Source organism: Gilliamella sp. B14448G11, from assembly GCF_016101765.1.
Lineage (GTDB): Bacteria > Pseudomonadota > Gammaproteobacteria > Enterobacterales > Orbaceae > Gilliamella > Gilliamella apicola_N.
On record NZ_JACFPX010000011.1, the window covers coordinates 69,861 to 89,661 of the forward strand.

Here is a 19,801-nt window from a genome sequence, read left to right on the forward strand (position 1 = left end):
TTTTTTATAGCTACTTTGGTTCATTGATAGAAAAAGAATTTATTGGCAACTAAATTCTGGCAAAAGTTTGATATTAATCACACTTTTTTAATTTTTTGCTTTTCATTTTTATTTAGCTATTCATAATAAAAAAAATTAAAAATTATCCTTAATTTAATGAAAGTTCATAAAATATTAAATAATAATGTAATTGTTACACTGGATGATAAAGGAAAAGAGTTAATCCTTACTGGGCGAGGTATTGGTTTTAAAAAACGCGAAGGTGATTTAATCGATATCAATCTGATCGAAAAACAATTTTCTTTAGATAACAAAGATATATTGCCTAAATTTAATGAATTACTTTCTGAAATTCCTTTGGAGGTGTTAACCACTTCTCAAATTATAATCAATCATGCTAAAGAATTTATGGAAAGTAAACTGCAAGACAGTATTTATATTTCACTTACTGATCACATCCATTTTGCTATTGAACGCCACAAGCAAGGATTTGATATTCCTAATGGCTTTTTATGGGAAATCAAGAAATTCTATCCGAAAGAGTTCCAAATTGGTCTTTATGCATTATCCGTCATTAAAAAACGCCTTGGTATAGAACTACCAGAAGATGAAGCAGGCTTTATTACCTTTCATATTATTAATGCACAACTAAATGGCACCATGCCCAATATTGTCAATATGACCAAAATCATGCGCGAAATACTTAATATTGTTAAATATCATTTCAGCATTGAATATGATGAAGATTGCCTATCTTACCAACGATTTGTAACACATTTAAAATTTTTTGCGCAACGAATATTAAGTAAAGGAACACAAACGCAACAAGATTCTTCACTATACGAAATTGTTCGCCAAAAATATGATCAAGCTTACTTATGCACTAAGCAAATTGATTTACATCTGATTCAACAATATCAACACCCACTTACTGATGATGAAAGTTTATACTTAACTATTCATATAGAACGGTTGAGAACTGAATTAAAAAAACCATAAATGTGAGATATATCACAATTTATTAATCACAGTCTGAGAAGTCATACCATGCCATAAAAAATTATGCTAATCTAAACATCTCATTTACTGGATTGTTATTGCATAGTAAATTATTACTATGTAAGCAAAACCTAGATCTCTTGATAATAAGAGATCTAGGTTTTTTTTTGCGCTATTTAAGCGTTAAACAAATAAGGATAAGGAATGAAAAACAAAGAACTTGCCGAATCAATCATTAATAAAGTTGGTGGAAAAGACAATATCACAAGTCTAGTTCATTGTGCTACTCGTTTACGTTTTGTATTAAAAGATGACAGTAAAGCTGATGCAGAATCACTCAAAAAACAAAAAGGTGTGATTACTGTAGTAAAAAGCGGTGGACAATTTCAAGTAGTAATTGGCAATCATGTTGCCGATGTATTCAGTGACATAATGCAATTAACCAATCTTAATGAAAATAATACAACCAATGCTGCCCCTGATAAAAAAATGGGAGTTTTTTCAAAACTAATTGATTTAGTTTCCGGTATATTTATTCCTGCGTTAGTTGTAATCGTCGCCGGAGGTATTTTTAAGGGGATAATCGCTTTATTGCAAGTTGAAAACATTGTCTATGAGGGTTCTCCAACTTATAACTTCTTGTTCGCAATTGCGGATGCGCCATTTTACTATTTACCGGTCATTTTAGGTTTTTCAGCTGTTAAAAAGTTTGGCGGAAATCCTTACGTTGGTATGGCATTAGGTGGAGCATTAGTTCATCCCAATATTGTTGGCATGCTAGGTGGTGCATTTGAAATACAAACTTCATTATTTATGATACCTATTAAATTGATTCCTTATGCATCGTCAGTGTTCCCTATCATTATCGCTAGCTGGTTCTATTCGTTATTAGAACGTAATTTTAACAAGATTATGCATGATTCATTTAAAAAATTCATTGCACCATTGCTGGGTATCATCATTACCGTACCATTAACGTTTGCCGTTATTGGTCCAGTTGTATCATTTTTAAGTGATATTGTGGCTGCTGGTATCATCTACGTTTATCAACTTAACTCAGTAGTTGCATCGATGATTTTAGCCGGACTTTGGCAAGTAATGGTTATTTTTGGAATTCACTGGGGGATGGTACCATTTGCAATGAACAATTTTACCCTTTACAACGAAGATTTTATGATGCCTATTTTGTTCCCTGCAGTATTTGCGCAAGTCGGTGCAGTATTAGCGGTCATGTTACGCAGTAAAGACCCACAAATGAAAGCGTTAGCCAGTTCGTCGGTATTATCAGGCATTTTTGGTGTAACAGAACCAGCTATCTATGGAATTAATCTACCATTAAAACGCCCATTTGTGATCGGCTGTATCTCAGCAATGATTGGCGGTGGTATTGTTGGTTATTACCATTCGGTTATCTATTCATTCAGCTTTATTAGTATTTTCTCATTCTTACAATTAATTCCGCCAACTGGAATTGATGAAAGATTCTATGCGGTGGTATTTGGTTCTCTCATTTCATTCGGTGTTTCTACAACGGTAACTTACCTGTTTGGTATACCAAAAGATAAAAAAGCAGCCGATGAAAATCAAACTCAAAAAAATGAAGATAAAAAACAAACCGATGAAGTTAAACAAGTCGACACTATCACTATTTCAAGCCCAATGACAGGTAAAGTGATTCCATTAACTCAAGTTAATGATCCTACTTTTGCTGGTGAACTAATGGGTAAAGGTTCGGCAATCATCCCAACAATTGGTCAAGCATTAGCACCAGAAGACGGAGAAGTGGTATCTCTATTTAGAACCAAACATGCTATTGGATTTGTAACTGATACAGGCGCTGAAATACTCATCCATATCGGTATCGACACCGTTAAATTAGATGGACAACATTTTGAAGCACACGTTGAAGCGGGTAGTAAAGTTAAAAAAGGCGATCTATTAGTCAGCTTTGATATTGAGGCCATTAAACAAGCTGGATTTGAAGTCACTACCCCAATAATCATAACTAACAGTGATGACTATAAAGATGTGCAAACTATTTTTATGCAAGATGATATTCAATCTGGCGATGCATTACTAGCATTAAACAAATCCGAAAATAAGGAGTAATACATGTCTAAACTATTTCCTAGTGATTTTTTATGGGGCGGCGCAATTGCTGCCAACCAAGTTGAAGGCGCATACCGAGAAGGCGGTAAAGGCTTATCCACATCGGATTGTACGCCAAATGGCTTATTTGGCGACATTGTAGACCGTAATAAAAACGATATTACTAGTATTAAAGATCGCGCGATCGATTTTTATCATCGCTACCCAGAAGACATCTCTTTATTTGCTGAAATGGGTTTTACCTGCCTACGTACATCCATTGCATGGACGCGTATTTTCCCGAACGGTGATGAACTAGAGCCAAATGAAGCTGGTCTTGCTTTTTATGACAAATTATTTGATGAAATGCTCAAACATAACATCACGCCATTGGTCACATTATCTCACTATGAGATGCCCTATTATTTAGTCACTCAATATGGCGGTTGGGGCGATCGAAAGGTAATTGAATTCTTCACCCGTTATGCTAAAACAGTCTTTGAACGCTATAAAGATAAAGTAAAACATTGGTTAACGTTCAATGAAATTAATATGTCTCTACATGAGCCGTTCACAGGTGTTGGTCTTGATAGAAACAGTACTAAAGCACAAATTTATCAAGCGATTCATCATCAACTTGTTGCGAGTAGCCGAGCTGTAAAATTGTGTCATCAAATTATTCCTGATGCCAAAATTGGCAATATGCTACTAGGTGCACTGGCTTATCCACTCACGCCAAAACCTGAAGATGTTTGGGCAACCTTACAAGAAAACCATGGCTGGTTATTCTTTGGTGATGTGCAAGCTCGTGGTTATTATCCTACTTATATGACTCGTTATTTTAAAGAGAACAATATTGAGTTAGAAATTACGGATCAAGATCGTGAAGATCTAAAAGAAACCATCGATTTTATCTCATTCAGTTACTATATGAGCTGCTGTGGTACCGCAGATGATTCTTTACGCCAAAAAGGTAATATCTTGGATATGGTGCCAAATCCATATCTAAAAGCATCGGAATGGGGTTGGCAAATCGATCCTATCGGCATCCGTTATCTACTTAATATGCTCTATGAGCGTTTCCAAAAACCATTATTTATTGTTGAAAATGGTCTAGGCGCTAAAGACAAATTAGAGGCTGATGGCACCATCAATGATGATTACCGTATTAATTATATGAACGATCACCTAGTGCAAGTGCGCGAAGCAATCAACGATGGTGTTGAAGTGATGGGCTATACCAGTTGGGGACCAATTGACTTAATCAGTGCTTCAAAAGCGGAAGTAACTAAACGTTATGGATTTATCTATGTCGATTTAAATCAAGATGGAACAGGCACTTTAACGCGTTATAAAAAGAAAAGTTTTTATTGGTATAAATCAGTAATTTCATCCAAAGGGGCGAATTTGAAATAATAATGATGCGGGTAAGTGATTAATTATACTTACCTGCTAATTGATTTAGCATACCAATAATTTATGCGATACGAGTCTAACAATGAAAAATAAAACAATAAAAAAAGCATTAACCATCGGACTATTAGTTCTAACAACACTTACAACTGGATGCAGCTCCCCATCAAGTAAAGTGTCAATTGATAACGAAATCAACAATAATGAAGAGATTACCATCTATTTTGCACGTCACGGTAAAACCTTATTCAATACCTATGATTTAGTACAAGGTTGGGCGGATTCACCATTAACCGATAAAGGGATTGAAGTTGCGCGTTATTTAGGAGAAGGATTTAAAGATAAGCAAATCCAATTTGATGCCTATTACACCAGCGATGCGGGACGTCAACGTGAAACCATGCAAGTACTATTACAACAAATAGGCGTCCAAGATTATCAAATTCAAGAACTCAAAGGATTACGTGAAGTCTTTTATGGTGGGTTTGAAGGCGGCACCAACGCAAAAATGGTCTCTGCTTCAATGAAGTCACTTGGCTATAAATCAGTTAATAACTTCTATAAAAGCTATGTAAATGGTCAAATTCCAGTGGCAGCACTTACAGATGCTATTGCGAAAAGTGATCCTAAACATGAAGCGGAAAACTTTGAACAAGTTAAAGAGCGTACTCAAAATGCACTCAATACCATTATAAAAACGGCACAAGAGAAACATCAAAAAAATATTTTGGCGATTTCATCTGGCATGTCAATGCAAGTCATGATTTCCGATCTCACCGATGATCCAATTAAAAATAAACCATTATCTAATGCAACTGTCGTTAAAATCGTTTACCAAAATGGTAAATACAATGTCGTTGAAATTGGCAATATGGAGTATGTGAATTTAGGTAAATTATCTTTAAATAAATAAGTAATAAGGATGGAGGAAACAATCAATAACTAAAAAACAATTAAAGTGGAAAGATAGGATTGTTACTGCTTTTGCAGACAAAACCTAAATGTTTAGTAAAAGTAAAAGCCCCATAAATACCAAACATTTTTAAATTAGGATAAACAGTTAGGAAAACAACAATGAAAATCAAATATCTAACATTGGCACTATTGAGTATAAACAGTTATGCCGTATTTGCTAGTGAATCATCTTATCATTATCAACCCAAATCCCTATCTGATGAAACATTTTTTAAAGATAGTAAATTTGAATTTTCAACACGTAACCATTGGAAATATTTAAAAGAAAATGCATCTCAACCTAAGGAAGTTCATAGTGCATGGGGGGAAGCATTTACGTTTAATTATAAATCTGGTTATTTATTTGATACACTTGGTTTTGACTTCACTTACGACAACGTAATAAAACTTGGAGCGAGTGACTACTTTGCAACTCGTAATTTACTCTATAACGTTGGTAGGCAGCCGAATAAACACAATGCCCATGGATTTAATAAATTTACTCAACGCTATGCTAAAATCAAGCTGGGCAATGAAGAAGTTAATTTTAATGGTAAAGCGGGTTGGCATAGTTTAAAAGATACGGGTGTCATGAGTTCATCACAACATTTAACTCGTTATAGTTATTTAGGTTACAGTGGTGTATTTAAGTATTCTAATTTAGCATTATCATTAGTCTATATTGACAGTGCCTTTCCGCGTGAATCATCCCAAAAAGTGCATTTTTATAGCTTAGACAGAAATTACGTAATTGACAATATTAAATCAGCTGGTATTGCCTATAAAGATAAAACCATCAATATTGATTATTCATATGGTGAGGCGAAAGATTATATTAAACGTCATGCAATTGAATTTTCCTATAAACCAACAGAAAAACTTACCTTAGGTTCACAAATTTATGGTAGCACCGCGCTTAAAAATCATGACAAAATGAAAGCGAATGTTCGCGATTTTGATGATTCAGCTTGGCATTATGGCGCGGACATTGAGTGGAAAGAATCTAAATGGAGCGCCAAGTTTGGTATTGCTTATACCGATGCTAATCGCAAAGGCGCTATAGGTTATTATGGACGTCATCTAGGTAGAAATAATCGTGGGCGCTATAACGGCATGGCAGCTACAGGTGCCGACTATATGCGTGATGGGGAACTAGTATTCTCAAGCATATTAAGTTATGATTTATTTAAAGATAATACCACAGGTTTATTCCTAAACTATAGTGAATTTAACTATAAACACGAAACCCTAAAAAATGGAGAAATAAATGTGTTCAACTTCTGGAAACCTTCCAGTGGAACATTTAAAAATCTATCGATTCTGGCAAAATTTGGTTATGGTTGGTCTTATAAAACTTTGAGCACTAGAGATATTACACCAAAATTAAGAGATGGTCGTGCTCAGCGTTCACCATCATTATCTGCAGAAACCGTTATTGATTATCGATTTAATTTGTTATAACAAAAGGACGAAACTATGAAAATCAAAAAATTTATTAAGCTTGTCAGCTTATCCGTAATTCTTTCCGCTTCAATTGCTCAAACGTTTGCTGCGGATGTGAATTTATATGTAACTCGCCATGGTAGAACCATGTTCAATAACGTCCACCGTGCACAAGGTTGGTCAGATACTCCATTAACCAAACCAGGAATCGAAGTTGCTGAGCAATTAGGACGAGGCCTAAAAGATGTGAACTTTATTGCTGCTTATTCAAGCGATTTAGGTCGTGCTCGCCAAACTGCTCGCATTGTTTTAGAGTCAAAAGGTCAATCACTACCAATTAACGAAATGGAAGCGCTTCGCGAAACATGCTTTGGTGAATATGAAGGTGATCTTGATCCTAATATGTGGGGACCTGCAGGTAAATATTTAGGCTATTCAGGCCATGAAGAATTAATGGAAGATTTTGGAAAAGGTAAAATCAGATTAAACAAAATTATGGATGCCATTGCCGCAGTTGAAAAATCTGGTGAAGCAGAAGACTACAACAAAGTAAAAACTCGTATGCAAGCTGCATTAAAAGTAATTGCTGAATCAGCCAAAGCTAATGGTGGTGGTGATGTGCTAGTGGTATCACACGGCATGGCGATCACAGCCATGGTTGAAGAATGGCTTGATACACCAGTCAAAGGTGGATTAGGTAACGCAAGTGTTACTAAAATTCGATATACTGATGACGGTAAATTTATTGTCGAAAGTTTAGGTGATATGAGCTATGTCGAAAAAGGTAAAGCGCTTGGCAAATAATTGTAACAAGAACTAAATACCATAAAAAAAGACTCACCAAGGTGAGTCTTTTTATTTTTAATCACTATTGAGTAAAGTCACTGTTTAAAGTCTCTTTTATGAGTAATGTTGCACAAATACTGATGATTGAAGCAACAGCAACATAATACCCCACCCAAGATAAATCACCATTTGCTACCAAATAATTGGCTATAATAGGTGCAATAGACGCCCCTAAAATACCGCCAATACTGTAAGCGGCCGAAGACCCCGTATAACGGACATTGGTTGGAAAGATTTCGGGCAAAAAGGCGCCCATAGGGGCAAACACCATGCCCATTAAAAACAGCTCAAGAGATAAATAGATCAAGACCAATAATTCTGAACCACTTGCCATAAACTGCGTCATAACGGTGCCTGATAATGCGACGAATAACAAGCCAATAACAAGCACAGGTTTACGCCCATATTTATCACTTAAGCGTGCAGAAATTGGAGTCGCTATCGCCATAAAGACAATAGCAACACATAAAAAACCTAAAAAATGACCTTTAGCAATACCCAGATATTTAGTGCCATATTGCAATAAAAATGCAGTAGTTATATAAAATAAAGTATAACAACCTACCATTGAAAATGAACCTAACGCCAAAGCTTTCCAATGATGAACAAAGATGTTAAACGCAGGAACTTTAACTTGCTGTTTGCTGCGCAATGCGTTGGCAAAAATGGGACTTTCAACCAATTTTAAACGCACATATAAACCAATAATCACCAATACTGCACTTAATAAAAACGGAATTCGCCATCCCCATTGTAAAAATTGTTCATTGGAGAGTGATAAAGTGACCAACAAAAACACACCATTAGATAATAAAAAACCAATCGATGGTCCTAACTGAGGAAACATGCCAAACAATGCTCGCTTATTTTGTGGAGCATTTTCAGTTGCCAGCAATGCTGCCCCACCCCACTCACCACCCAGCCCTAATCCTTGTGCAAGTCTTAAAATACACAGCAAAAACGGCGCCCAAAAACCAATAGCATTATAGCTAGGTAATAATCCAATTCCGGCCGTTGCCACACCCATTAATATAAGAGAAAACACCAAGGTAGACTTACGCCCTATTTTGTCACCAAAGTGCCCAAATAAAATGGCGCCAATTGGACGGGCAACAAAGGCTATACCAAAAGTAGCAAACGATTGTAACGCCTGAGCAGATAGCGAACTGTCAGGGAAAAATACCGGTCCAATAACTAAGGCAGCGGCTGTTGCATAAATATAAAAGTCATAAAACTCAATCGCTGTGCCGATAAAACTAGCTAAAGCAACACGAGACATCGAGTTAGCAGGTTTAGTGTTTGAATCCATAATCCATCCTTTCAACATTATTGTTATTTTAAAAGTCGTTAAAGACATTATAGTCAGAGTTAATACTTTTTACATATTCAATAAAAAAAGTAATAACCATAGGCATAATATAAGAAGTCGCTATAATAGAATTTATGCATCTTTACCTAATAATTTACCTAATAAGGATAGCTATGTTTTATCTAGACACCTATTGTTCACCAATGGGATTAATCACGCTTGCTAGTCAGCAAAATAAATTGGTTGGGGTTTGGATCGAAGGTCAAAAATATTTTGGGCAAATCGTAGATGCCCAAAAACAATATCAACCCAATCTACCCATCTTTAACAAGACTAAATTATGGCTTGATGACTACTTTAATGGTAAAAAACTGACTATTGAAACACTACCCTTAGCGCCACAGGGTACTCCTTTTCGACATTTAGTTTGGGATATTTTATGCCAAATTCCTTATGGTCAAGTGATTACCTATGGCGACATCGCAAAACAGATCATGCAAAAAACCAATACCGCAAGCATGTCTAGCCAAGCTGTTGGTGGGGCAGTTGGTCATAATCCAATATCAATCATCATTCCGTGCCATCGCGTAATTGGGGCTAAAGGTAATTTGACTGGGTATGCAGGCGGAATTGATAAAAAAATTGCCTTGCTTAAACTGGAAAATATAGATACTTCTCAATTTGTTATTCCAACAAGAGGAACGGCACTTTAACTAATTAAAAAGATTAGTCTGAACTATTTTATTAACATAAGATAATCAATCAGTTTGGCTGAAATTGCTGAAAACATGCATTATTGCTGATTAAATATTTAAAGATATAAATAAATTATTAGATATTTACAATTGTTTAGAATTCGACTTAAGTTGGTATTGTCAACAATTAACATCCATCAATAAATGATATAAAACATAGTAATCAGTAGAATAAAAGAGATGATTATAGCTTAGGCTATCACCATTAGCATTTAACCTTTGAATTTAACTGTACAAAATCACTTAAGACATTATACTGTGGCATAGTTAAAAAATAGAATAATCAATCAATAACCGAATAAAATGAGAAATTTACTGCTCAGCTTATTATTAATACTATCTTTCCCTGCATTAAGTTCTATTTATGTTTATAAAGGTTACATTGCTGACAACCCAATTAGGTTATATTTAGAAACCTCATTAAATGAAGTTAATAAACATCAGGTTAATAAAGGGGTTTGGGTTTATCAAAATGATCCTGAACTACAACTTAATATTTTATCTACTGAATGTGAATATATTCGCTCATGTACTGAAGACGATCATCCTAACCGTTTAGTTTTATATGATAATCAAGATATCTATCTCGATAATATTGCGCATAAAATAAAAGTTAAAGATTCAAGTCACTATTTTAAATTTATTAACATGCACATTGGACAAGCTGAAGACCAAAAATTTTTGCCTGAAACATTAAATGGTTATTGGTTCGATGGAAAAAATCATCAACAATACTCCGTAGTATTACACAAACAATTGGTAATCAATGACCAACCTAATACAGAATTTAATCAGATTGAGTTATTACAATTAGAATCTCTAGACAAGCTCTATTTTACGGCTGTTTTGTCAAAGCAGAAAAACGATAAAATTAAGTTAGTTGGTATTAATGTTTACAATAAAAAAAATCATAAACTACTGCAACAAATACAAAATTTAAATTACAGTTACAACAAATTTAACAGTATTATCATGCAAGATATTAACTTTGATGGTGCACCTGATTTAGCCATTAAAAAGTATCATTCTAATACCAGATTGGGGGATAACTATGACTATTATCTCAATGACAACGGTAAGTTCAAAGCGACAAACTTGTGGGGAAGTGACCTCTACTTCAATAACAAAGACAAATCAGCAACTGGCACAAAAAAATGTTATGATTATGACGAAAATGAGCAAAAAATTATGATCCAAATTGATAGTGTTTATCACTATAGGAATAAACACTATATTCATAAAAAAAATCAATGCCAGACACATCATTTTAATACTAACGTAAGCCGTCAATGTACCGAAAATGAATACAATGCCTGCTTATTAAAACGAAATAATATCGATTTTGAAAATCCACACTATATAGGCGAAGACAATATATATCACAAGAATATGGCTTGGGATAAAGGTAAATTAGTCGATGGAGTTATAGATGATGATTGATTACGATGCAATTCCTAAACAACGACAATCTTATATTCAACAGTTGTTAAACGAAAATGGAAGAGTCGTAAGCGCAGATTTGATTAAATTATTGGGTGTTTCAGAGCATACCATTCGTCGAGATTAACAAAAACTGGCGCAAGATGGAATCTGCAAAAGAGTATACGGTGGTGCAGTCAGTCATTTAAAACAATCAGCAAGCTTTGAAACAAGAATGACACAAAGTGTTGCCGAAAAGTCATCCGTCGCCAAGCATTGTGCTGAGTTAATCAAAGCGAACACGTGTATTTTTATTGATGCAGGTTCCACTTATTTAGCCATGGCAGAATATATCCCTAGTGACCTAGAATTAACCGTTGTCACCAATTTACCGCAAATAGCATCATTACTCAGTAGTCGCACTAATGGCGAATTGATATTACTTGGCGGTAAAATAAACCCGCAAACTGGCAGTACTATGGGTTCTGAGACTGTAAATCAAATACATAATATGGTTTTTGATCAAACCTATATAGAATACTACAACACCAAACGAATTAAAGCCAAATTAAAAGGCCTGACTCCGGTTGAATATCGAAATCAGGCCTTACAAGCCGCTTAATAAAAGTGTCCAACTTTATGGGGTCACTTCATATTAAGGTCGTTTTTTCAAGTGATAAGAATATTACTGTTTAGCTACAATTTCATCACCTTGTAAATCAAGATGAATGGTTTTACCTGGAACTAACTTACCAGATAATATTTGTTGCGCTAATGGATTTTCAATCTCTTGTTGTATTGCTCGTTTTAACGGTCTTGCACCATAAATTGGATCGAAACCAACTTTAGCAAGTTGTTCTAACGCAGCATCAGAAATATCCAATTGGTAACCACGGTCATCTAAGCGTTTTTCAACGTGCGCTAATTGAATTTTCGCAATCGCTTTGATATTTTCTTGACCAAGAGGATGGAATACCACCGTTTCATCAATACGATTAATGAATTCTGGTCTAAAGTGTTTAGTTACAACCGTCATTACTAACGCTTTCATTTCATCATAACTTAACTCAATTTGACCTTGAATCAAATCTGAACCTAAATTAGATGTCATGATAATAACGGTATTACGAAAATCAACCGTACGCCCTTGTCCATCGGTTAAGCGTCCATCATCTAATACTTGTAATAAAATATTAAAGACATCAGGATGTGCTTTTTCGACTTCATCCAACAAAATGACTGAATAAGGACGACGTCTTACGGCTTCAGTCAAATAACCGCCCTCTTCATATCCTACATATCCCGGAGGCGCACCAATTAAACGTGCTACAGAGTGCTTTTCCATAAACTCGGACATATCGATTCTGACCATTGCATCTTCGCTATCAAACATAAAGTTAGCCAAAGCCTTACAAAGTTCAGTTTTACCAACGCCCGTTGGACCCAAGAACAAGAAAGAGCCAATTGGTTTATTTGGATCAGACAATCCTGCTCGACTACGACGAATCGCATTAGCTACCGCAACAACGGCTTCGTCTTGACCAATCACACGTTTATGTAACGCATCTTCCATATGTAATAATTTATCTTTTTCACTTTCCAGCATTCTTGAAACAGGAATACCGGTTGCTTTAGATAATACTTCGGCAATCTCGTTATCGGTGACTTTATTACGCAATAACTTCATCGTCTTGCCTTCAAGCTGTGTTGCTGATGCTAGTCTTTTCTCGAGTTCTGGTATTTTGCCATATTGAAGCTCTGACATTTTATTAAGATCACCAGCACGACGAGCTTGTTCTATTTCAGTTCGTGCTTTTTCCAACTCAGCTTTGATTGTCTGAGTACCAGAAACAGCAGCCTTCTCTGACTTCCACTCTTCTTCAAGTGACGCATACTCTTTTTCTTTCTCAGCAAGTTCATCGTTTAGCATCTCTAGTCGTTTTTTACTCGCATCATCAGACTCTTTTTTAAGCGCTTGTTGCTCAAGTTTGAGCTGAATAATACGGCGTTCAAGTCGATCTAAGGATTCGGGTTTTGAATCCATTTGCATACGAATACTTGATGCAGCTTCATCAATTAAGTCAATGGCTTTATCAGGAAGCATACGATCGGAAATATAACGATGCGATAACGTTGCTGCCGCCACAATTGCCGGATCGGTAATTTGTACATGGTGATGTAATTCATAACGTTCTTTTAAACCACGCAAGATAGCAATGGTGTCTTCAACAGTTGGTTCAGCCACATACACTTTTTGGAATCGACGCTCTAAAGCGGGATCTTTTTCAATATATTGACGGTATTCATCTAACGTTGTTGCGCCAACACAATGTAATTCACCGCGGGCTAATGCAGGTTTTAACATATTACCTGCATCCATTGCACCATCGCTTTTACCTGCACCGACCATGGTATGGATTTCATCAATAAATAAAATAATGCGCCCTTCTTCTTTGGCTAAATCTTTTAAAACGGCTTTTAAGCGTTCTTCAAATTCACCTCGATATTTAGCGCCAGCAATTAAAGCACCCATATCTAAAGACAATACGCGCTTATTACGTAATCCTTCTGGTACTTCACGGTTTACAATACGTTGTGCAAGTCCTTCAACAATTGCTGTTTTACCCACACCAGGCTCACCAATTAACACTGGATTATTTTTAGTACGACGTTGTAATACTTGAATTGTACGACGAATTTCTTCATCACGCCCAATCACTGGATCGAGCTTACCTTGTTCAGCACGCTCGGTTAAATCAATGGTATATTTTTTCAACGCACCACGTTGATCTTCGGCATTGGCATCGTTCACGTTATCACTTCCTCTTACTTGACTTACGGCCTGATTTAATCTGTCTTTTGTGATCCCTGATTTTTTAAGAATATCACTAAGACTACCCTTTTCGTCTAAAGCCGCTAAGATAAAGAGTTCAGACGAGATATAACTATCGCCATTTTTTTGTGCTAATTTGTCACAAAGATTTAAAACGCGGACAAATTCTTGTGATGGAATAACTTCACCACCCACGCCTTGAACTTGTGGCAATCGATCAATAGCTTGATTTAATTCTTGCTGTAACATTGCTACATTAGCACCAGCCGCTGCCAGTAAAGGCTTGACACTGCTACCTTCTTGATTAAGCATAGCGGATAAAACATGGACTGGTTCTATATATTGATTATCTTTACCTAATGCTAATGATTGTGCATCAGCTAAAGCTTGTTGGAATTTATTAGTGAGTTTATCTAACCTCATATTAACTATCTCCTGAGCAATAGATTTGGCTTAAATGCTTTAAGCAGATAAACCATTTGCATGGTTACTAAATGAGTGTGGAAAGATAAATTTCAAGAGTTTTTTATGAAAATTTTTTACAAAAAATCGACAATAAAATTAATTTATATTCTGTTGTTGAAATAAGCAAAATATAAACGTTCAATTTTACACCGTTAGTGTAATAAATATTGCTCGGAATAACAATTGTAAGATGACAATTAAGCATTAATCCATTATATTAGCCGCTCTATTTTGTTAGGTGGTCTAACCGTGGTTCGTAATCCATCCCACGAAAAAAAACTAGGAATGATACATGTTCAAAATTGCTAAAGAATTTCAATTCGATGCTTGTCATATGTTAGACGGGCACAACAAAAAATGTCACAACCTGCACGGTCATACTTATCGCTTATTAGTCGAAATTGAAGGTGATCTAATAGATAACGGTTCTAGCGCTGATATGGTGATGGATTATGCTGATTTAAAAGCAATAGTGAAACAGCATATTGTTGATCCTCTCGATCATGCTTATCTATATAATCAAAATAATCCTAATGAGTGCCGTATTGCTTCATTATTAAAAGAGATGAATCGCAAAATTTACGCCTTTCCTTGTCGTACAACTGCCGAAGGTATGAGTAAATTTATTTTTGATTGTCTGTCACAATATTTACCTATTTCAATGATCAAACTCTGGGAAACCCCAACGTCTTACTGCGAGTATCATCGGAGCGAAAAATGACAGAATTTCGCATTGTTGAAATCTTCGAATCATTACAGGGCGAAGGTTACAATACAGGCATGCCTGCTATTTTTATTCGTTTTGCTGGTTGTAATTTAAATTGCGTTTGGTGCGATACTAACTTTCGCCAATACACCCGTTTTACATTAGAACAGTTATTGACGAAAGTTAAACAATATACAAGCAAAAACATCATTATTACCGGTGGTGAACCAACTATGGTTAAAGCGCTACCAGAGTTACTTTTACCACTAAAACAGGCTGGTTACTATATTGCTATTGAAAGTAATGGATTAGGTAAAGTCGATCCTCTAATTGACTATATCGCCCTTAGCCCTAAATTCTGCTATCAAGCACGATATCAAAAAATCGTACAACCGACTGCAAGTGAAGTGCGAATTGTTGCCGAAAATCATGTGGACTTTCTTCCTTTTTGCCAATATATTGAACAAAATATTCAAGCAAAACGTTATTATCTTTCCCCTTGCGAAAAAAAGGGTGAATTTAATATGTTTGAAACAATTGAATTACTTGGCAAAATTAACCAAAACCGCAACGACAACAAGTGGCTACTCAGTATTCAAACGCACAAGTTTGCAAATATAGAGTAATCTTTTTTAATTAACTGCCAAATATAAAAAAATCAATTCAATCTATAAATTATGCTTTAAATTTTAATTGGTTAGCTTTATTATTGTCCAATATTCTTTGGGTGATGTTTATGTTTAATCGTATTTTAGTCGGATTATTTTTTTTATTCACATTGGTTCATTACGCGTATGCCAATACGGCAGTTGAGTTTTACTATATAAATTGGGAAATGGTTTGTGATAATACTTTGACTTGTCGTGTGGCAGGTTTTGGTAGAGAGTTAGATGATGGTGATAGTCATATATCAATTCTACTCGAGCGCAAAGCTGGTGCAAATCAACCTATTACTGGTGGTTATTTTAAATACGAATCTTATAAATATGAAGACGATGACAAAAAAGAGCAAATACTAAAGAATCACCCAATCAGCCTAGTTATTAATAATAAAGACTTGGGTACACTAATAAAGAAACCCAATTCTATTTATCAATTAAAACCTCATCAATTAAGCGCACTCCTTAGAGTATTAAAAAAAACTGATAATGAAATTTTTTTCAAGCAAGGCGACAGATATTGGGAGTTATTTGATATAGGCTATAATGCGGTAATGTTAAAAATGGATGAAGTACAAGGCCGTATCGGTACAATTGGTGCAATAATAAAATCAGGTAAGAAAAGCGAAAATCATGTTTATAAGCCAATACCTGCTCCTGTCATAAAAAAAGGTACTGTAATTAAGTCTGATGAAAGCAAAAAACTAACATTAGACGAAGTAATAGCAATTTTTCCTGAATTTAAAACACGCTATAGTGACGAAAAAGAAGCTGACTGTTTTTCTTATGATTTAGATGATGAAGAAGATAACTTTAAACCGCATTTTTATCTATACAAATTAGATAAGAATAACGATTTATTAAAAGCTTCGTGTTTAAGAGGTGCTTATAATTTTAGTGATGCTTATTGGGTTATTCCTAAGGAAAAAATAAACAATAACAAAATTGAGTTTGTAGTAACCAATGTATTTCCTGAATATAATAATGGTGTTATAAAAAGCGACCGTAAAATGCGAGGATTGGGTGACTGTTGGATATATGAAGAACTCACATGGAACGGGCGTAAATTCGTACCTTCTGCAAAAAACACCACTGGCTCATGTAACGGGTTTCTTGGTGGAACATGGAGACTACCGATTTTGGTTACACGGGTTGTAACTAAATAGACATAAATTAATTAATATTAGGTTTAATTTGCAAAAAATATTCATAACCCTATCCCATTTTAATTTTATGTCTACACCTAATATTTGATTTGGATTTCACCTTATAAACAAGATGATTATATACATGGCGAGTTATTTATCATACTGCATTCACTTCTAAATGGTATTGAGACTGCGCCATAAAATATGAACTCTTATAAGTCTTTTATCAACCTATCGATTCTTAAAATTAAATTCAGATAACAATAAAAAGTAAAATGGTATAGACTCCTGAATATTTTTTACAAAATCAATTATAACTTATTAATATAATTGATTTATTAAATTAAAGTTAATCCAATGATTCAATCACATTAAAATCTTATTTATTGTTTATCAGTATTTTTCACAAGAATATTTTTCAGTAATTGTGCAGTCCGTTATTTTTGTCAAAAAGTTTCAGGTTATGGGTATGCTTCAGTAAAATGAATTTTTAGGATTAATGATTAAAAAAACACTGAACGAAATAGTTATAGAGGTGCATAAAATTCTAATTATTTTTATCATTGTAATTCATATTTAGAATTATTGTGTCTTTATGATGAAACGGTATACACTCCTGAATATTTTTTACAAAACTAATTATAACTTATTAATATAATTAATTTATTAAATTAACGTTAATCCAAAGATTCAATCACATTAAAATCTTATTTATTGTTTATCAGTATTTTTCAGTAATTGTGCAGTCGGTTATGTTTGTCAAAAAGTTTCAGGTTATGGGGATGCTTCAGTAAAATGAATTTTTAGGATTAATGATTAAAAAAAACACTAAACAAAATAGTTATAGAAGTCATAAAATTCTAATTATTTTTATCATTGTAATTCATATTTAGAATTATTGTGTCTTTATGATGAAACGGTATACATTCCTGAATATTTTTTACAAAATAAATTATAAATTATTAATATAATTAATTTTTTAAATTAACGTTAATCCAAAGATTCAATTACATTAAAATTTTATTTATTGTTTATCAGTATTTTTCAGTAATTGTGCAGTCGGTTATGTTTGTCAAAAAGTTTCAGGTTATGGGTATGTTTCAGTAAAAATGTTTTTTTAGTTACAAATCTTAATAAAAATTCGGTGCAAAATACTCAATAAAAAATCTGTAAAAGCCAAATTCTACTAATCCTTTTTTGATCATGTTTAAGTAACAAATTTTTAATGATATTTTATTAATATAATTAATAATATCAGTAAGTTATCCATCTAATTTGAATTTAAAAATTTTAAAAAAAAAGGTTGCAAAATACCCTAAACAGTGTATTTTATATTCTTTTTTAGATTATTTTTAGATCTGGCTAATTTTAACACCTTACTGACTATTGGCAATTTTTATAATAATTATTAACAGGTCAGATAAAAATAATAATAAATAAATAGTTCAGTAAAACAAAGTTGTATTTGCTATATACATGAAATATATTGAGGATAACATGGATAAAGGATTAGCCGATCTGGTAAATCAATTGGGCAATGGTTTAAGTCGGGGTTTAAAGCAAGGTTTAGTTAACGGAGTCGGTCATAATCGTTATACGTTAAATATTGATGGTTTATCTGCTGAAGTTTCAGTTTTACAGGTTGAGGGTAATGAGCAACTTAACCAGCCTTGGCACTATACGATTACTTTCACCAGCTCGGATAAACAACTTTCTGTTGAATCCTTTCTTAATCAAAATGCCCGTTTGAGTTTTAACCCCGCTAATTCTAGTAGTTTAAGTGACTTTGCAACTCAAGGACTTAATGCACTTAATTCCTTAACTTCGGCTAATCCATTAAATGCATTAAAACACTCTGAGCCATTAAAACAGTTAGATAATCTTAAACAATCTAATCCACTCGATTCACTTAATTCTTTAACCCAATTTAATCCGCTTAATCCGTTAAATTCACTATTATCTCAAGGTAGCTCACGCACTCTTTATGGTGTGATTACCCAGTTCAGTCAATTATCAGTCAGTAATGATGAAGCTCGTTATCAGGTTGTCTTATCCTCGCAATTAGCCAAACTGGCATTAAGTCATAACTGTGCTATTTTTCAGAATCAAAGCGTTATCAGTGTGGTTGAAGAGGTCTTACGTGGTCATGGTTATACCGGGATTGATTATCGTTTAGCACTTAAAGAGCAATATCCTGAGCGTGAGTTTATTACCCAATGGCAAGAGAGTGACCTTGAGTTTATCCAAAGACTGCTTGCTGATGTGGGGGGCTATTTCCGGTTTGAAACGCATGGTGAACACAACTGTGATGTGTTGGTCATCAGTGATTATGAGCAAGGTTATCAGCAGGTGGCTGATATTGTGTATAAACAACCGAGCGGTACACTGGATAACGGTGTTGAAAGTGTTTGGGATATAACCTTACACAGTCAGATGGTGGAATCTTCGGTACAAGTACAAGATTATAACTACCGAGATGCGCAGGCGAATTTACTGGGTGAAGTTAACAGCCAACAAAAAGATAACACCACTTATGGCACTGATTACCGTTATGATGAGCACTATAAAGGATTAAATTGTAATAGTAACAGCAATAATGGAATTGATAGTGACACCAACAATAATAATGATGACGATGATGATGAAAACAGTGGTGATATCGATACCGGCGACAGTAACGGCAATAATAACGATAATAGTCGCGATAACAACAGTGATATTAGCACTAACTCTGGTAATACGAGTAATGGTGTTGAAAGTGGTG

The 19,801-nt window shown here is 34.5% G+C and carries 16 protein-coding genes and 1 riboswitch; of the genes, 14 read left to right on the plus strand and 2 right to left on the minus strand.

The window, feature by feature from the left end:
• Positions 1-156 precede the first annotated feature (156 nt).
• From licT to H3S88_RS08710, 6 genes are all read left to right on the plus strand, one after another.
• Positions 157-999 (plus strand): BglG family transcription antiterminator LicT, encoded by an 843-nt coding sequence (gene licT / locus H3S88_RS08685; RefSeq protein ID WP_198228028.1) that lies wholly within the window; start codon positions 157-159, stop codon positions 997-999.
• Positions 1,000-1,203: 204 nt separating this feature from the next.
• A complete protein-coding gene (locus H3S88_RS08690) occupies positions 1,204-3,108 on the plus strand; it encodes a beta-glucoside-specific PTS transporter subunit IIABC (protein ID WP_198228026.1) in 1,905 nt (634 codons plus the stop codon).
• Between the two features lie 3 nt (positions 3,109-3,111).
• A complete protein-coding gene (locus H3S88_RS08695; protein ID WP_198228024.1) occupies positions 3,112-4,503 on the plus strand; it encodes a glycoside hydrolase family 1 protein in 1,392 nt (463 codons plus the stop codon).
• 82 nt (positions 4,504-4,585) lie between these two features.
• Positions 4,586-5,413: a histidine phosphatase family protein gene (locus tag H3S88_RS08700; protein WP_198228023.1), complete on the plus strand. Its 828-nt coding sequence runs from the start codon at positions 4,586-4,588 to the stop codon at positions 5,411-5,413.
• A gap of 161 nt (positions 5,414-5,574) precedes the next feature.
• Positions 5,575-6,915: a hypothetical protein gene (locus H3S88_RS08705; RefSeq protein WP_198228021.1), complete on the plus strand. Its 1,341-nt coding sequence runs from the start codon at positions 5,575-5,577 to the stop codon at positions 6,913-6,915.
• A 15-nt stretch (positions 6,916-6,930) separates the two neighbouring features.
• The gene (locus H3S88_RS08710; protein WP_198228019.1) at positions 6,931-7,701 is read left to right on the plus strand and encodes a histidine phosphatase family protein; all 771 of its coding nucleotides are present in this window, start codon (positions 6,931-6,933) and stop codon (positions 7,699-7,701) included.
• A 64-nt stretch (positions 7,702-7,765) separates the two neighbouring features.
• Here the strand turns inward: H3S88_RS08710 and H3S88_RS08715 are convergent, their stop codons facing one another.
• Positions 7,766-9,052, minus strand: a complete 1,287-nt coding sequence (locus H3S88_RS08715) for an MFS transporter (RefSeq protein WP_232352548.1) — start codon at positions 9,050-9,052, stop codon at positions 7,766-7,768.
• Positions 9,053-9,225: 173 nt separating this feature from the next.
• Between H3S88_RS08715 and H3S88_RS08720 the strand changes: the two genes are divergently transcribed.
• The 4 genes from H3S88_RS08720 (at position 9,226) to H3S88_RS13360 (ending at position 11,848) form a co-directional block, all read left to right on the plus strand.
• Entirely contained in the window at positions 9,226-9,765 is a 540-nt protein-coding gene (locus H3S88_RS08720) for a methylated-DNA--[protein]-cysteine S-methyltransferase (protein WP_198228015.1), read from the plus strand.
• A 345-nt stretch (positions 9,766-10,110) separates the two neighbouring features.
• Positions 10,111-11,247, plus strand: a complete 1,137-nt coding sequence (locus tag H3S88_RS08725; protein WP_198228013.1) for a hypothetical protein — start codon at positions 10,111-10,113, stop codon at positions 11,245-11,247.
• Positions 11,237-11,374, plus strand: coding sequence for a DeoR family transcriptional regulator (locus tag H3S88_RS08730; protein WP_198228011.1), 138 nt, complete (start codon positions 11,237-11,239; stop codon positions 11,372-11,374). Before H3S88_RS08725 ends, H3S88_RS08730 begins: the two co-directional genes overlap by 11 nt.
• An 87-nt stretch (positions 11,375-11,461) precedes the next feature.
• Positions 11,462-11,848: an IS3 family transposase gene (locus H3S88_RS13360; protein WP_255519205.1), complete on the plus strand. Its 387-nt coding sequence runs from the start codon at positions 11,462-11,464 to the stop codon at positions 11,846-11,848.
• Between the two features lie 63 nt (positions 11,849-11,911).
• Here the strand turns inward: H3S88_RS13360 and clpB are convergent, their stop codons facing one another.
• On the minus strand, positions 11,912-14,482 hold the full coding sequence (gene clpB / locus H3S88_RS08740; protein WP_198228009.1) for an ATP-dependent chaperone ClpB: 2,571 nt from the start codon (positions 14,480-14,482) through the stop codon (positions 11,912-11,914).
• 285 nt (positions 14,483-14,767) lie between these two features.
• A riboswitch (PreQ1 riboswitch) is annotated at positions 14,768-14,813 on the plus strand.
• A gap of 3 nt (positions 14,814-14,816) precedes the next feature.
• On the opposite strand from clpB, the gene queD reads away from it, so the two are divergent.
• The 4 genes from queD to H3S88_RS08760 all read left to right on the plus strand — a co-directional run.
• Positions 14,817-15,245, plus strand: a complete 429-nt coding sequence (gene queD / locus H3S88_RS08745; protein ID WP_198228007.1) for a 6-carboxytetrahydropterin synthase QueD — start codon at positions 14,817-14,819, stop codon at positions 15,243-15,245.
• Complete coding sequence (locus tag H3S88_RS08750) at positions 15,242-15,856, plus strand: 7-carboxy-7-deazaguanine synthase QueE (RefSeq protein WP_198228005.1); 615 nt, start codon at positions 15,242-15,244, stop codon at positions 15,854-15,856. Before queD ends, H3S88_RS08750 begins: the two co-directional genes overlap by 4 nt.
• Positions 15,857-15,966: 110 nt before the next feature.
• Positions 15,967-17,055 carry a DUF1176 domain-containing protein gene (locus H3S88_RS08755; protein ID WP_198228003.1) on the plus strand — a complete coding sequence of 363 codons (1,089 nt, stop codon included), beginning with the start codon at positions 15,967-15,969 and terminating at the stop codon, positions 17,053-17,055.
• Positions 17,056-18,534: 1,479 nt separating this feature from the next.
• A partial coding sequence (locus H3S88_RS08760; protein ID WP_198237268.1) for a type VI secretion system Vgr family protein occupies positions 18,535-19,801 on the plus strand: 1,267 nt, incomplete at its 3' end.